This window comes from Caulobacter sp. NIBR1757 (assembly GCF_027912495.1).
In the GTDB taxonomy this organism is placed as follows: Bacteria; Pseudomonadota; Alphaproteobacteria; order Caulobacterales; family Caulobacteraceae; genus Caulobacter.
In genome coordinates, this window is the sequence record NZ_CP115463.1 from 4,138,493 (window position 1) to 4,152,194 (window position 13,702).

General features: G+C 68.4%; 11 protein-coding genes and 1 riboswitch. Of the genes, 6 read left to right on the plus strand and 5 right to left on the minus strand.

From position 1 onward, the window contains the following. Positions 1-202: 202 nt before the first annotated feature. The gene (gene rpe, locus O5I81_RS19865; protein WP_271066597.1) at positions 203-850 is read left to right on the plus strand and encodes a ribulose-phosphate 3-epimerase; all 648 of its coding nucleotides are present in this window, start codon (positions 203-205) and stop codon (positions 848-850) included. A gap of 12 nt (positions 851-862) precedes the next feature. After that, positions 863-2,575, plus strand: coding sequence for a heparinase II/III family protein (locus O5I81_RS19870; RefSeq protein ID WP_271066598.1), 1,713 nt, complete (start codon positions 863-865; stop codon positions 2,573-2,575). A gap of 1 nt (position 2,576) precedes the next feature. Here O5I81_RS19870 and O5I81_RS19875 read toward each other — a convergent pair whose 3' ends face one another. After that, the gene (locus O5I81_RS19875) at positions 2,577-3,065 is read right to left on the minus strand and encodes a hypothetical protein (RefSeq protein ID WP_271066599.1); all 489 of its coding nucleotides are present in this window, start codon (positions 3,063-3,065) and stop codon (positions 2,577-2,579) included. Positions 3,066-3,144: 79 nt separating this feature from the next. After that, a riboswitch (ZMP/ZTP riboswitch) is annotated at positions 3,145-3,226 on the plus strand. Between the two features lie 25 nt (positions 3,227-3,251). Here O5I81_RS19875 and purH point away from each other — a divergent pair. The 3 genes from purH (at position 3,252) to O5I81_RS19890 (ending at position 6,331) form a co-directional block, all read left to right on the plus strand. After that, the gene (gene purH / locus O5I81_RS19880) at positions 3,252-4,832 is read left to right on the plus strand and encodes a bifunctional phosphoribosylaminoimidazolecarboxamide formyltransferase/IMP cyclohydrolase (protein ID WP_271066600.1); all 1,581 of its coding nucleotides are present in this window, start codon (positions 3,252-3,254) and stop codon (positions 4,830-4,832) included. Between the two features lie 308 nt (positions 4,833-5,140). After that, positions 5,141-5,905, plus strand: coding sequence for a prolyl oligopeptidase family serine peptidase (locus O5I81_RS19885; RefSeq protein ID WP_271066601.1), 765 nt, complete (start codon positions 5,141-5,143; stop codon positions 5,903-5,905). Positions 5,906-5,998: 93 nt separating this feature from the next. Further along, positions 5,999-6,331: a DUF6572 domain-containing protein gene (locus tag O5I81_RS19890; protein ID WP_271066602.1), complete on the plus strand. Its 333-nt coding sequence runs from the start codon at positions 5,999-6,001 to the stop codon at positions 6,329-6,331. A gap of 47 nt (positions 6,332-6,378) precedes the next feature. Here the strand turns inward: O5I81_RS19890 and O5I81_RS19895 are convergent, their stop codons facing one another. After that, positions 6,379-6,723, minus strand: a complete 345-nt coding sequence (locus O5I81_RS19895; protein WP_271066603.1) for a barstar family protein — start codon at positions 6,721-6,723, stop codon at positions 6,379-6,381. A 157-nt stretch (positions 6,724-6,880) separates the two neighbouring features. Between O5I81_RS19895 and O5I81_RS19900 the strand changes: the two genes are divergently transcribed. After that, positions 6,881-7,417, plus strand: coding sequence for a hypothetical protein (locus tag O5I81_RS19900; RefSeq protein ID WP_271066604.1), 537 nt, complete (start codon positions 6,881-6,883; stop codon positions 7,415-7,417). Positions 7,418-7,505: 88 nt separating this feature from the next. On the opposite strand, the gene O5I81_RS19905 is transcribed toward O5I81_RS19900, so the two are convergent. The 3 genes from O5I81_RS19905 to O5I81_RS19915 all read right to left on the minus strand — a co-directional run bounded on the left by O5I81_RS19905 (position 7,506) and on the right by O5I81_RS19915 (position 13,404). Then, positions 7,506-7,985, minus strand: coding sequence for an RES family NAD+ phosphorylase (locus tag O5I81_RS19905; protein ID WP_271066605.1), 480 nt, complete (start codon positions 7,983-7,985; stop codon positions 7,506-7,508). After that, positions 7,982-8,407: an antitoxin Xre/MbcA/ParS toxin-binding domain-containing protein gene (locus O5I81_RS19910; protein ID WP_271066606.1), complete on the minus strand. Its 426-nt coding sequence runs from the start codon at positions 8,405-8,407 to the stop codon at positions 7,982-7,984. The genes O5I81_RS19905 and O5I81_RS19910 overlap by 4 nt, the downstream gene beginning before the upstream one ends. A 161-nt stretch (positions 8,408-8,568) precedes the next feature. Then, a complete protein-coding gene (locus tag O5I81_RS19915) occupies positions 8,569-13,404 on the minus strand; it encodes an NAD-glutamate dehydrogenase (RefSeq protein WP_271066607.1) in 4,836 nt (1,611 codons plus the stop codon). Between the last annotated feature and the right edge of the window lie 298 nt (positions 13,405-13,702).

The window sequence follows — 13,702 nt, forward strand, 5'->3', positions numbered from 1 at the left end:
ACGGCCAATATCCAAGGCCGCCAGACCGGACATATGGGCGCAAGCGACTACGATCAGATCAATCCGCGACGACTTGCAGGGTGGGGGTCGTCCACATATGGGTCCCCCGGCTCCCGCTTCGCGGGCCCGGAGGATGACATCGGAAGGGGAACGGCCAGTCGAACCTAGCCCCACAGCTTCGACTCCGCTAAGCCATGGGGCCATGATCATCGCTCCTTCCATCCTGGCGTCGGACTTCGCCAAGCTCGGCGAGGAATGCCGCGCCATCGAGGCCGCCGGCGCCGACTGGGTGCACGTCGACGTCATGGACGGCCACTTCGTGCCCAACATCACCATCGGTCCCGACGTGGTGAAGGCCCTGCGGCCGCACGTCTCCATCCCGTTTGACTGCCACCTGATGATCGCCCCGGCCGATCCCTATCTGGAGGCGTTCCGCGAGGCCGGGGCCGACATGATCAGCGTGCATCCCGAGGCCGGGCCGCACCTGAACCGCACCCTGCAGCGCATCCGGGCGCTCGGCGCCAAGGCGGGGGTGGTGTTCAACCCGTCCACAAGCCCGTCGGTCATCGAGTACATGATGGACGACATCGACCTGATCCTGGTGATGAGCATCAACCCGGGCTTCGGCGGCCAGAGCTTCATGCCCTCGCAGCTGAAGAAGATCGAAACCCTGCGCCGGATGATCGACGCCAGCGGCAAGGACATCTGGCTGGAGGTCGATGGCGGGGTGAACCCGGTCACCGCCCGCCAGTGCGCCGACGCCGGAGCCACGGCCCTGGTCGCCGGCTCGGCCGTGTTCAAGGGCGGGCCGAGCGCCTACGCCGCCAACATCGCCGCCTTGCGGGGCTGACGGGACGAAAGCGTGAAGCCGCCCCGCCGCGACCTCGTCGGACCTGCCCTCACCGTCGTTCGCGGCTGGGCCGGCGCGGCCCGCCGCCAGGGCGAGCAGGAGTGGTTCGGCAACCCGCTGCACCGTATGATGCTCAACCGGCCGGCCGTCGAGGGCTTCGCCGCCAATCCGCGCGACCGCCGGCCGGTGAACAACGCCGAGGGCCGCCGGCTGCTGCAGGGCATCTTCGACCTGGCCGGCACGCGGATGAGCGTCGGGGCCCATGGCGATCCCTTCGACAAGCCCAGCCCCGACCGCGCCTTCGCCGTGGCCCTGCACCGCATGGGCTGGCTGCATGACCTGGTCGCCCAGGAGGACGCCGGGCCGCGCGCGGCCCTGCGGCTGATCTTCGACTGGAAGCGGGTCTTCGGGCGCTGGAACGGCTTCTCCTGGGGCCATGAGGTGCTGGAGCGGCGGGTGTTCAACCTGGCCTGCGCCGCCCGCCGGCTGGCGGCCGTGGCCTCGGACGCCGAGCGGGCCGAACTGGCCACCGACCTGGCCCGCCAGACGCGGCATCTGGCCGACATCTCCATCCACCCCGAGCGGGCCCTGCAGCGGGCGGTGGTCGTCGGCATCGCCGGCTGCGCCCTGGCCGGCGAGGCAGGCGAGCAGCTGATCGACCGGTCGATGGCCATCCTGCAGGCCAGTCTGCCCGGCGCCGTCGCCCCCGACGGCATGCACGCCAGCCGCTCGCCGCAGGCCGGGCTGGAGCTGCTGTTCGACCTCTTGACCCTCGACGAGGCCCTGCACCAGCGCGGCCAGGCCGGGCCCGACGAGATGGGCCGGGCCATCGACCGCCTGAGCGCCGCGGCCCGCTTCTTCACCCTGCCGGACGGCCGGCTGGCCAGCTTCCAGGGTGGCGAGGCCGTGCCCGCCGCCCGCATCGCCGCCGCCCTGGCCCATGACGAGAGCGCCGGCCCGCCGCCGATGAAGGCGCCGCACGGCGGCTACTACCGCCTCGACGGGGCCGGGCTGACCCTGATGCTCGACGGCGCCGCCCCGGCCGGCGGGGTGTGGAGCGCCACCGCCTGCGCCCAGACGCTGGGTATCGAGATCCTGGCCGGCGCCGACCGGCTGGTCACCGGCTGCGCCTGGAGCCCCGACGCCGCCGCGCCCCAGGCCCTGCGCCTGACCGACGGGGCCTCGACCGCCTCCCTCAGCGACGCCTCGGCCGGCGAGCCCTTGCGCGGCCTGACCGCCTGGGGCATCGGTCCCAGGCTGGAGGGGGCCGCGAAGCAGGTCGATGTCCGCCGCCACGATGCCGACGCCGGGGTCTGGCTGGAATGCAGCCACGACGGCTGGGCCGCCGACTTCGGCCTGATCCATGACCGCCGCCTCTACCTCGACCTGGCGGCCGGCGAGCTGCGCGGCGAGGACGCCTTCCGCCCCGTGCTGGAAGGCCCGCCGGCCGACGGCCCGCGCCGCTACCTGCCCTTCACCGTCCGCTTCCACCTCCACCCCGACGCCCGCGCCAGTCTGGCCCGTGACGGCAAGAGCGTGCTGCTCAAGGGCCCGACCGACCAGGGCTGGTGGCTGCGCAACGACGCCGTCTCCGTCTCCGTGGAGCCCAGCGCCCACTTCGAAAACGGCAGGCCGAGGCGGTCGACGCAGGTGGTGCTGACGGGGCAGGTACGGGTCGATACAGGCGGGCGGATCCGGTGGAAGATGAGCCGGGCGGAGGGGTGACCTAACGACGATAGTCGTACTTATTCATGAGCTCCATGAACCCACCCTCTCGGCTCCAAGTCTGGCAGATATCGCTCTCAGTCGGACCCGGAGCGACACCGCACATGGCCTTCCATGTTTTCGGAAAGCGACACTTGGCATCGATCTCACCGTAGGACTTATCCCAGTCAGGATCATCCGTATCAGTCAGGCTAAGCATGCGGAGATCGCTGCCCTCGACATCTCCGCCGTACACCTCGACATAGCCGATGGACTTACGAAATACGAAGGGCGACGCGCCAACATAGGCACCCATCCGGTTTTTGCCATTCACCGTTCCACAAACTGCGTCAGCCGTTTCGGCGACAAATTCGATCTTCGCGGCGCCAGGATCAAACATCATTCCGCGAAGCGCTTCGCGGGCCTGATTCCGTGGGGTGCCGGGGATGAGATCGCAGGCAGGCAGCGTCAATGCCAAAATGGCCGCAATAACAATGCATCCGTTTCTCATGTTTCCCCCCCAATGACTATCTCATGATAGCCGATCGATGCGTTCGTGTTGACTCCGAGCCCGCCCTGCGTAGTTTCCGCCTCGTCTCAGCGACTGGCGCATCAGGTGGATCACCACCGGGGAGCTGACGACGCCATCTGCCGCGCGCCTGGGCGAGACCTCACAGCTTTCCAGCCGGAGTCCGCCATGCCCGCCGCCCCTGATTTCCCGCCCTCGCCCGATACCGTTGTCGCCAAACGCGCCCTGATCTCCGTGTCCGACAAGACCGGGCTGATCGAGACGGCGCGGGCGCTGCACGACCTGGGCGTCGAACTGGTCTCGACCGGCGGCACCAAGAGCGCCATCGCGGCGGCCGGGTTGCCGGTCAAGGACGTGGCCGACCTGACCGGGTTTCCGGAGATGATGGACGGGCGGGTGAAGACCCTGCACCCCATCGTCCACGGCGGCCTGCTGGGCGTGCGCGGCGCGGCCAGCCACAAGGCGGCGATGGACGAGCACGGCATCGGCGGCATCGATATCCTCTATGTGAACCTCTATCCCTTCGATGCGACGGTCGCTGGCGGCGGCGACTTTGAAACCTGCGTCGAGAACATCGACATCGGTGGGCCGGCGATGATCCGCTCGGCGGCCAAGAACCACGGCTACGTCGCCGTCTGCACCGCCCCGGAAGACATGGCCCGGGTGGTCGAGGCGCTGAAGGCCGGCGGGACGACGCTCAGCCTTCGCAAGGATCTGGCGGCCCGAGCGTTTGCCCGCACCGCCACCTACGACGCCGCCATCAGCGGCTGGTTCGCGGGGCAACTGGGCGAGACCGCGCCGGCCCGCCGGGCCATCGGCGGTGAACTGAAACAGACCCTGCGCTATGGCGAAAACCCGCATCAGTCGGCGGCCTTCTATGTCACCGGCGAGCAGCGCCCCGGCGTGGCGAACGCCCGTCAGCTGCAGGGCAAGGAACTGAGCTACAACAACATCGCCGACACCGACGCCGCCTTCGAGCTGGCGGCCGAGTTCGACGAGCCGGCCTGTATCATCGTCAAGCACGCCAACCCCTGCGGCGTCGGCTTGGGCGCCGACCTCAGGCAAGCCTACGCCCGCGCCCTGGCCTGCGATCCGGTCTCGGCCTTCGGCGGCATCGTGGCGGTCAACCGCCGGCTGGACCGCGCCACTGCGATGCAGGTCTGCGAGACCTTCACCGAGGTGGTCATCGCCCCCGAGGCCGACGACGACGCGGTGGCCGTGTTCGAGGCCAAGAAGAACCTGCGCCTGCTGGTCACCGGCGGCATGCCGGATGCCTTCCGGGCCGGCGAGGTGTTCCGCTCGGTCTCCGGCGGCTTCCTGGTGCAGTCGCGCGACACCGCCCGGCTGACGGCGGCCGATCTGAAGGTGGTCACCAAGCGCGCGCCTACCGACGAGGAAGTGCGGGACATGCTGTTCGCCTTCACCGTCGCCAAGCATGTGAAATCCAACGCCATCGTCTTTGCCCGGGGTGGCCAGACGCTGGGGGTCGGCGCCGGGCAGATGAACCGCAAGGACAGCGCCCGCATCGCCGCCATCCGCGCCGCCGATTTTGGCCTCGACCTCAAGGGCAGCGCCTGCGCCTCGGAAGCCTTCTTCCCGTTCGCCGACGGCCTGATCCAGGCGGCGGAAGCCGGGGCGACGGCGGTGATCCAGCCGGGTGGTTCCATGCGGGACGCCGAGGTCATCGCGGCGGCCGATGCGGCGGGGATCGCCATGGTCTTCACCGGGGTGCGGGTGTTCCGCCACTAGGGCCTTATCGAAGCGGCCTACCATTATAGCCGATGCCTCGGCGGCCAGCACCGGCTGTCGCGGCAAAGCCTTGAAAACGCAGGGCTCGGGGGTAGGCCGGGGCGCTGGGTCTGTAGGTCGGCGCGTAGGCCTGGGCGTGGTCGGGGCGCGGGGAATGTGGTTCGGCCGGGGCCACGATCCGGCCTACGGTCACGCGCCGTGACGAAACGCCCGGAATAGGCCTCCGGAATTTTACCCAGGAGAAACTACTCGCCAATGTGAGTGATTGTTCACTTGCAATCAGCGTCGTCAGGCGGCAAGCTTGCCCCATGGACACGCTCGAAGCCCGCTGGGCGAAACTGCAGCCGCATGCGGCGATGCACGGCCCCCCCGATGCCGACCGTCGCCCGGTCGCCCTGCTGTTCCACGGCTGCGGCGGGGTGCAGGCGCATCTCGACGACTATGCGGCCGCCGCGACGGCGGCCGGCTGGCGCTCGGTCATCGTCGACAGTTTCGCCCCGCGCGGCTGGAGCCGGACCTATGGCCTGACCTTCGTCTGTTCGGGGACGCGGTTCTGGGGCTTCGAGCGGGCCGGCGACGTGCTGGCGACGATCTACGGCATGGGCCAACGCGAGGACGTCGATGCCAGCCGCATGGTGCTGGCCGGCTGGAGCCACGGCGGCTGGGCGATCATGGACCTGATGACCATGGCCCTGGAGAGCGAGGCCGAGGCCCGCGTCGGCGGGGCGGGTCCCGGGCTGCTGGACGGGGTGAAGGGCCTCTACCTCAACTATCCCTATGTGAATTTCGGCTCGCGCGGCGCCAGGCGCGACTGGCGCTATCGGCCGAAGGTGATGGGCGTCATCGCCGAGCGCGACCACCTGGGCGGACCGAAGCTGCATGAGGCGGCCTATGCCCGGGCGCGGGCCGGCGGCTGCGCGGTGGAGACGGTGACGGTGAAGGGGACGCACGCCTTCGACCAGCCGGGCGAGATGATGATCAATCTCTCGCCGATGCAGCGGGACGCGGCGTTGACGGCGGAGAACCTGACGCGGTTCGGGGGGTTTCTGGGCGCCGTCCAGGCGGCCGCTTGAGGGTCCGCCAAACGGACATCCGGAATGTCGGAGAAGGGTGGGAAGCGGACATTGAGTTGCTGCAGGAGGCGGAGCTTGGCAGATTGCTCCCGCATGACGATTGAAAACGCCGCGCAGATAGACGCGATGGGCCTGGAGACAAGCACCGGCAAAATGGTGCTTGGAATCAGCGATCACCTTGACTGGTCGGAAGCCTCGGCCCACCTGCAAGCGATGGAGCGCAAGGTGAACGCCTACCTAGGCTTCATCCAGAGTGGGCAAATCGTTGATCAGGACGCCGATGCCAAGGGCCGACCGGTCAAGATCGCGATCTATCAAGAGTTCCCTGAGCCTTCTGACGTCACGCCCATCTTAAACAAGTTAGCGGCCCAACTCGGCCTCGCTGGTATCGAGCTTTGGCGGGGGCATTTGCCGCCAGGGTACTGACCCGCATGCGGACCTTCCCAATGTCTCACATGGGTCGAGAGCGGCCCTCAGAACGACCCGACCATGAGGAGGGCGATAACGGGCGGTTGTCCGACCTCGACCCGGCGATGATTCACGAATGCCGCGCATTCAACCAGGGCCGCGTACTGCGCCGGGCAGCGCCTGGCGAACGCGGCGGCCTCGTCGATCTGAAGCGTCAGAACCGCCCCCTTGGCGACCGGCCGGCTGACCATTCTGGCCTCCGCATCGTCCGCATAGGTCAGGCAGTCAATCCAGGCGGCCATGTTCGCGCCGTAGTAGCCAGGGAAACCCAGGCAGTCGGCGAAGACGGCGTGAAAATTGTCCCAATCGACGATGCGATTAGCGGGCACGTTGGTGATGAGGGTCTGCATGGCGGCAAGCTAACGCAGGCGCAGGAGGATGTCCGCTACGGGTCGAAAACAGTCTGTGCCAACCGACGGACAGCGACCTCCGCCGTCATTTGGATGACACTCCCTCAGGCGCCGCTGAGGGGTGGAAGGCTGCCGCAGGTTGGTTAACATTGCCCCTATGACCGACCTGAAGGCCAAAACTGCGGAGTTGAAGGCGCTCGGCCGTCTCAAGGCGACGCCGAGCCGCGTGGCCGAGGTCAAGGCCGCGCTTTCGGGCAAATGGGAAGGCGTCCAGGCCGTCGCTCTTCAGGTCCTTGCGACTTGGGGCGGGCGTGAGGCCGTTGAAATCATCAGGGCGTTTCTGATCGACGCCTATGCGCGAAAGCACGGATGGTCCATTCGCGGCGTAGCCATCGAGGCGCTCACCGGGCTCATTGACCGCCGAGATGTTGATTGGGTCCTGGACCTCTATTTCTCCGTCCCGGGCCATCTCGAAAAGCATGTTGTCCTGAGACTCGTCCTAGCCCTGCCTTCTGAAGCGGCCAAGCGGCGGCTCGTGGCCGAACTGTCGAGTGCCGATGCAGTCAATCGGCAAGCCGCCGTGAAGGCGATCGGCAACCTGCCATATGCGGATCGTGGCGCGCTTCTCACGCGCATGTGTGACGATCCGGACAAGCTTGTGAGGCAAAGCGCGAATGCCTTGGTCATGGGGTGACCGGGGCTGTACCGTGAGGCAGGAACGGGCTTCGCGAACGTCGGCTCAGGGTCGAATCCGGGCGTTCCCTTGTGCGCCATTTGCCGACCTATCGCGACAGTCGCGGATCATAGGTCCATTTTCGGATCTTGCCGGCCGTGATCCCCCCGGCGTCCGGGTGGGTCGGATTGATCAGGATGTTGATCTCCTCAGGCACGAGGACCGAGGGAACGATCAGCAAGGCCGAGGCGCCCGAGGCGATCCAGTCGGTTCCCAGACCAATGCTGACCCGTCCGGCGGGTTCGGCATCCCACCCGACCGGCAGGCTGGCAGGCGTTTCCCGTTGCGCGGCGGCCCAGACGGAATCCGGAATATCGATGGCGACCAGATAGCGGTTGAACGGAAGGCCGCCCGCGTTGAAGTGAACGACCGTTTCGAGACAGGCCAGGGCGATGGATGCCGACGTGTAGACAACGGCGGATCCAGGCGCGTTCCACCGCCCGCCAGTGATCCTGGCCCCCGCGCCGGACAGGTCGTCCGCCTCGTAGTCCGGCGTATCCGCCGCGATTCGCCAGAGCCGCCGGCTCACGCGTAAGCGCCGCTCTGAATTTGGGACAAGGTGCGGGAGACCAGGGACTGGCCCTCCATCGTATCGAGCAAGGTCATGGGCGCCTGACCCCCGAGGGCCGGCAGCGGCTCCCGAAGCCAGCGCGACAGCCAGGCCGGCGCATCGAACCCTTGCGGATCGCCGGACTCCTCGACCATGGCCTGGAGTTGGCCGACGAGCTTGGCGACGCCGATGACGCGTTCACTCTCGTCGGCCGACAGGGTCGCGTCCTGCGACGCCTTGCGATTGACGGTCGCCGCCGACAGCTTGAGGGCCGAGAGCCCGGCGCCCTGACTGATCGCCAGATCATGAAAGATGCGCTTGGCCTGGGCGGCGGGGACGCCGGCCTTGATCATCCCGATGCGAACGACCGGCTCGGCCCGATAGATGTCGATATAGGACATCAACTTGAGACCGGCACTGGCGGTGGACGGCGCGACAGCTTTAAGCGACGAGACCATTGCGTTGCTCCTTTGAGTAACTCAATAGCTCAAAAGAGCAATTTTGGCAAAGGGGCAGTTGTCAGCTGACTGCGTCCTTCTCCCGCTTGCCGGGAGAAGGACGCCTACTTCGCCGCCTCTTCCGCCAGTTCGCGCAGCGCCGCGTTGGCGATGGTGAGTTTAGCGAAGGTCCACCCTCCCCCGGCGTGTTCGATCTCCTCCACCGTGCGGCGCACCGCGCGGCCGGGGCCCTGGTGCATGGCGGCCCAGGACTTGACGGTCTGGGCCGCCTGTTCCGGGGTTTCGCCGGCCTGGGGGTTGGCGGCGAAGGCCATGACAGCGCGGGTCACCGCCGTCTGTTCGGTCAGCATGTCCTCGATCAGGCGGCGGACGGCCATGCGCTCATAGTGGTCGCCGCCGCGCTTCTCGCCAGCCGCGGCGCGCAGCTTGTCGAAGAAGAAGGCGGCGCCGACCTGGTGGTAGACGCGGGCGGCGGCGACGGCGGGCCAGTTCTGGCTGGCGGCCAGGTCGATGAGATCGGCGGCTGTGGTCAGCGGCTGCAGGGCCGCGACCGCCATGGCCAGCGCCTCGGGAGCGCCGTCGCCGGCAAAGGCCTTGGCGCGGCGGCTGACCGCCTTGTGCTCGAAGGGCGAGAGGATGGCGGGGGTCAGGGCCGCCAGCTCGGTCATGGCCGGCTGGTAGCGGTCGACCAGGGCCTGGACACTGTCGCCGGCCTTGGCGCGGCGGGCCATCCAGTAAGTCTGGCTGCGCAGGACGTGGCCCAGCGCCCGGAACAGGGAGAGCTGGCCCTGGGCGGAGGCCTTGCCGTCGAGGGCCTCGACGTCGGACCACAGGGTGTCGAAGCCGAGGATGCGGCGGCCGGCCTCGAAGCCGACCATCAGGGCGGCGTCGTCGGCGCTGGCGGCGGTCTTCAGCCGGCTGGCGAAGGTGGGGCCGCAGCGGTTGACGATCTCGTTGCTCATCACCGTGGCGATGATCTCGCGGCGCAGGCGATGGCGGTCCATCTCCTCGGCGTATTGCTGGACGCCGGCCGGGAAGTAGCCTTGGAGGATGGCGCGGAAGGCCGGATCGTCCGGGCCCTTGGTGGCGATCATGTCGCTGAACAGGTCGAGCTTGCCGTAGGCCAGCAGCACGGCCAGTTCCGGCCGGGTCAGGCCCTGGCCGGCCTTGGCCAGGTCCTGCAGGGCCAGGGGGTCGGGCAGGCCCTCGACGCGGCGGTCGAGTTTGCCGTCCGATTCCAGCTCGGCGATGAAGCGGGCGTGGTTGTCGATCTCGCCCGGGGCGTCCTGTTGCAGCAGGGAGAGGGCCAGGGTCTGGTCGTAGTTATGCTCGAGGACGTGATGGGCGACGTCGTCGGTCATGGTGGCCAGCAGGGCGTCGCGGGCCGGGCGGTCCAGCTTGCCGGCCCGTTCGACCATGCCGGTGAGGATCTTGATGTTGACCTCGTGGTCGGAGCTGTCGACCCCGGCGCTGTTGTCGATGGCGTCGGTGTTGATGCGGCCGCCATTGCGGGCGAACTCGATGCGGCCGGCCTGGGTCAGGCCCAGGTTGGCGCCCTCGCCGACCACCTTCACCCGCAGGTCGGGGGCGTCGACGCGGATGGCGTCGCTGGCCTTGTCGCCGGCGTCGGCGTGGCTCTCGCGGCGGGCCTTCACATAGGTGCCGATGCCGCCGAGGTAGAGGAGCTCGGCCCGGGCCTTGAGGATGGCGGTCATCAGCTCATTGGGGCTGACCGCGTCGGCCTTCAGGTCGAGCATCGCCTTCACTTCCGGCGTGATCGGGATGGTCTTCAGGGAGCGGGCGAAGACGCCGCCGCCCTTGCTGATTTTTGACTTGTCGTAGTCGTCCCAGGACGAGCGCGGCAGCTTGAACATGCGGTCGCGTTCTTCCCAGCTGATCGCCGGGTCCGGATCGGGGTCGAGGAAGATGTGCCGGTGATCGAAGGCGGCCAGCAGGCGGATCTGTTTCGACAGCAGCATGCCGTTGCCGAACACGTCGCCCGACATGTCGCCGACACCGACGACGGTGAACGGCTCCTTCTGGATGTCCTTGCCGGCCTCGCGGAAGTGGCGCTTGACCGCTTCCCAGGCGCCGCGGGCGGTGATGCCCATGACCTTGTGGTCGTAGCCGACCGACCCCCCTGACGCGAACGCGTCGCCCAGCCAGAAGCCGTAGGCGATGGCGATGCCGTTGGCGATGTCGCTGAAGGTGGCAGTGCCCTTGTCGGCGGCGACGACGAGGTAGGGATCGTCGCCCTCATAGGCGATGACGCCAGCCGGGCGGATGACCTCATTATCGGCGTCGATGTTGTCGGTGATGTCGAGCAGGCCCGACAGGAAGACGGTGTAGGCGGCGATGCCGCCGGCCCGGATCTGGTCGGGCGTACCTCCGCGCGGCAGCTGCTTGGGGAAGAAGCCGCCCTTCGAACCGACGGGGACGATGACGGCGTTCTTGACCTGTTGCGCCTTCACGAGGCCCAGCACCTCGGTGCGGAAGTCGTCGCGGCGGTCGGACCAGCGCAGGCCGCCCCGGGCGACGGGGCCGAAGCGAAGGTGGACGCCCTCGACCACCGGGCTCCAGACGAAAATCTCGCGGAACGGCTTGGGGGCCGGCAGGTCGTCGAGTTCCTGGCTGGCGACCTTGAAGCTGATGTAGGGCTTGGGGGCGCCGTGCTCGTCCTGCAGGTAGAAGTTGGTGCGCTTGCAGGCCATGACCAGCAGGGCCAGGCGGCGCAGCACGCGGTCGGCGTCGAGGCTTTCCACCTGTTGCAAGGCCGCGACCACCTCTTCCATGACCTTGTCGGCCTGGATCTGGCGGGCGGCGACGTCGGCCTTGACCGCCGGGTCGAACTTGACCCGGAACATGTCGAGGATCAGCCGGGCGATGCCGGGGTTGTCGGCCAGGGCCTGTTCCTGCACCGACTGGCTGGGGTCGAGGCCCGACTGCAGGCGGTATTTGGCCAGGGCGCGAATGAGGGCGGCTTCGCGCCAGGAGACCCCCAGTTCGAGGACCAGGCGGTTGAAGCCGTCGCTCTCGGTCTGGCCGACCCAGACGGCGGTGAACAGGGCCTCGAAGGCGTCCTGAATCTCGGCGAAGACCAGGTGTTCGCCGGCCCGGTCCTCGAGCAGGAACTCATGGACCCAGACGGCCTCCGGACCGTTGGCGCCGACCGGGGCAAGCTCGAAGGCGTCCTCGATAAGGGCCCGCAGGCCCATGTGTTCGAGGATGGGGGTGACGTCGGCCAGGGGCAGGTGGCCGCCGCGGTGGTAGAGCTTGAAGCGGAAGCGCAGGGCGCTGTCGCCGACCTGGCGGAAGGCGCGGACGCGGAAGTCATCCGCCCCCATGGCGTCGATTTCGTGCAGGTCGGCCAGGGCCTCGTCGGCGGCGTAGAAGTCCTGGTAGCCGCCGCTGAAGGCGCCAGACCAGCGGGCCAGGGCCGGGGTGGTCGGCAGGCCGGAGGCGCGGATGGCGGCCTCGAAGCGGTCGCCCCAGGTGCGGGCGGTCTCGGCGATCTCAGCCTCGAGGTCGGCCAGGTCGGGCTCGGCGTGGCCGCCGGGGGTGACGCCGATGATGTAGTGGACGCGGGCCAGGGGGGCGTCGGAGAAGCTGGGGTAGTAGGCCGAGACCCGGCCGTTGTAGGCGGCGGCGATCAGCTTGCCGGCCCGCTCGCGGACGCCCGAATCGTAGCGGTCGCGGGGCACATAGAGCAGGACCGAGATGAAGCGGTCGAAGGGGTCCTTGCGGGCGAACAGCTTGAGGCGCGGCCGGTCGATGAGGTGGAGGATGCCCATCGCCTGTTCGAGCAGCTCGCTGTCAGGCAGCTGGAACAACTCGTCGCGCGGGTAGGTCTCGATGATGTGGCGCAGGCGCTTGTCGTTGTGGCTGCCGGGCACGACGCTGGCGTGATCGAGGGCCAGGCGGATCTTGCGGCGGATCAGCGGCACCTCACTGGCCGGGGTCTCGTAGGCCTCGGCGGTGAACAGGCCGACGAAGCGGACTTCGCCCGACGGCAGGCCATCGGCGCCGTAACGCTTGACCCCGACGTAGTCCATGTAGGCGCGGCGGTGGACGGAGGAGCGCAGGTTGGACTTGGCGACGGTGAGGGCCGGGCCGGTCTCCAGGTGGCGGCGCACCTGCTGCGAGAGGATGGCCGGCTCGGAGGCGCGGCGCAGGACGGCGCGGGACTGGTCGCGCAGGACGCCGAGGCTGCCTTCCGGCTGGAACAGCGGCTCCTCGGCCGCATAGCCGCCGTCGGCGGTGCGGGGGTATTCGTAGGTGCGGGCGCCCAGGAAGACGAAGTGGTCGTTCTCCAGCCACTTGAGGAAGGCCAGCTGCTCGGCATGCTCGTCGGCGTCGGCGGCGCCGAGGGTGGTGTTTTCCAGGTCCTCGATCGCCCGGCGGATGGCCGCCTTCATCGGCTTGAAGTCGCTGACGGCGGCGCGGACGTCGGCGAGGGTGGCCATGACCGCCTCGATCAGGCCGGCCTCGCGGTCCTCGCCGACCGGGTCGAGCTGCACCTGGATCAGGGAGCGCGGCTTGCCCGCGATCTGGGCGATGGGGTGGAACATGGCCCGCACCGGCAGGCCGGCCTCGGCGACCACGCCCATGATGCTGTCGACCAGGAAGGGCCGGTCGTCCTGGACGATTTCCAGAAGGTCGCGGCCGAGATCATTGCCGTCCGGATCGGTCCAGCGGCGCAGGCGGATGGCCGGATCCTGGCCATCGGCGGCTTCGGCGAAACGCCAGAAATCGGCGAACAGGGCGCCGAGGCCATCGTCGGAAACGGGAGGGAGTTCCTCGGCCTGCAGGTCGCCGGCGACCTGGGCCAGGAAGCGGCTTTCGGCTTCGAGCAGGGCCTTGCTCTTGAGGTGGCGGGTAAACGCCTGCGCCAGGGGGGTATCGCCAGCCTTGGCCGCCAGGTCGTTTTTCGCGCTGCTCATCCCGATTTTCCCGAGAATTTTATCGTTGGAGGGTGATTTGGCGGTCGCTTTAGCCTGTTCAGCGGCGATTTTCGCTCAAAATCGACCCTGAACCGGTGGAAATGTCGAACGGGAGTTTAGAACCGTTCGGCCCGCGGCGCGAACAGGAAAGCAGATACGAAGGCGCCGCCGGAGGGGGGTCCGGCGGCGCTTGTCTCGCGGGGGGAGGCGAGACATATCGAGGGCCCTTCGGGGGGAGGGAGGGCGCCTCTGAAGTCCGGGGTTACAGGGGGGAGGGAAGCCCCGGACAGGATGACAG

Coding starts and splice junctions, on each gene's coding strand:
- O5I81_RS19915 (WP_271066607.1), bottom strand. CDS start 13,404: ATGAGCAGCGCGAAAAACGACCTGGCGGCCAAGGCTGGCGATACCCCC.
- O5I81_RS19895 (WP_271066603.1), bottom strand. CDS start 6,723: ATGCAGACCCTCATCACCAACGTGCCCGCTAATCGCATCGTCGATTGG.
- purH (WP_271066600.1), top strand. CDS start 3,252: ATGCCCGCCGCCCCTGATTTCCCGCCCTCGCCCGATACCGTTGTCGCC.
- O5I81_RS19885 (WP_271066601.1), top strand. CDS start 5,141: ATGGACACGCTCGAAGCCCGCTGGGCGAAACTGCAGCCGCATGCGGCG.
- O5I81_RS19910 (WP_271066606.1), bottom strand. CDS start 8,407: ATGTCCTATATCGACATCTATCGGGCCGAGCCGGTCGTTCGCATCGGG.
- O5I81_RS19875 (WP_271066599.1), bottom strand. CDS start 3,065: ATGAGAAACGGATGCATTGTTATTGCGGCCATTTTGGCATTGACGCTG.
- rpe (WP_271066597.1), top strand. CDS start 203: ATGATCATCGCTCCTTCCATCCTGGCGTCGGACTTCGCCAAGCTCGGC.
- O5I81_RS19900 (WP_271066604.1), top strand. CDS start 6,881: ATGACCGACCTGAAGGCCAAAACTGCGGAGTTGAAGGCGCTCGGCCGT.
- O5I81_RS19890 (WP_271066602.1), top strand. CDS start 5,999: ATGACGATTGAAAACGCCGCGCAGATAGACGCGATGGGCCTGGAGACA.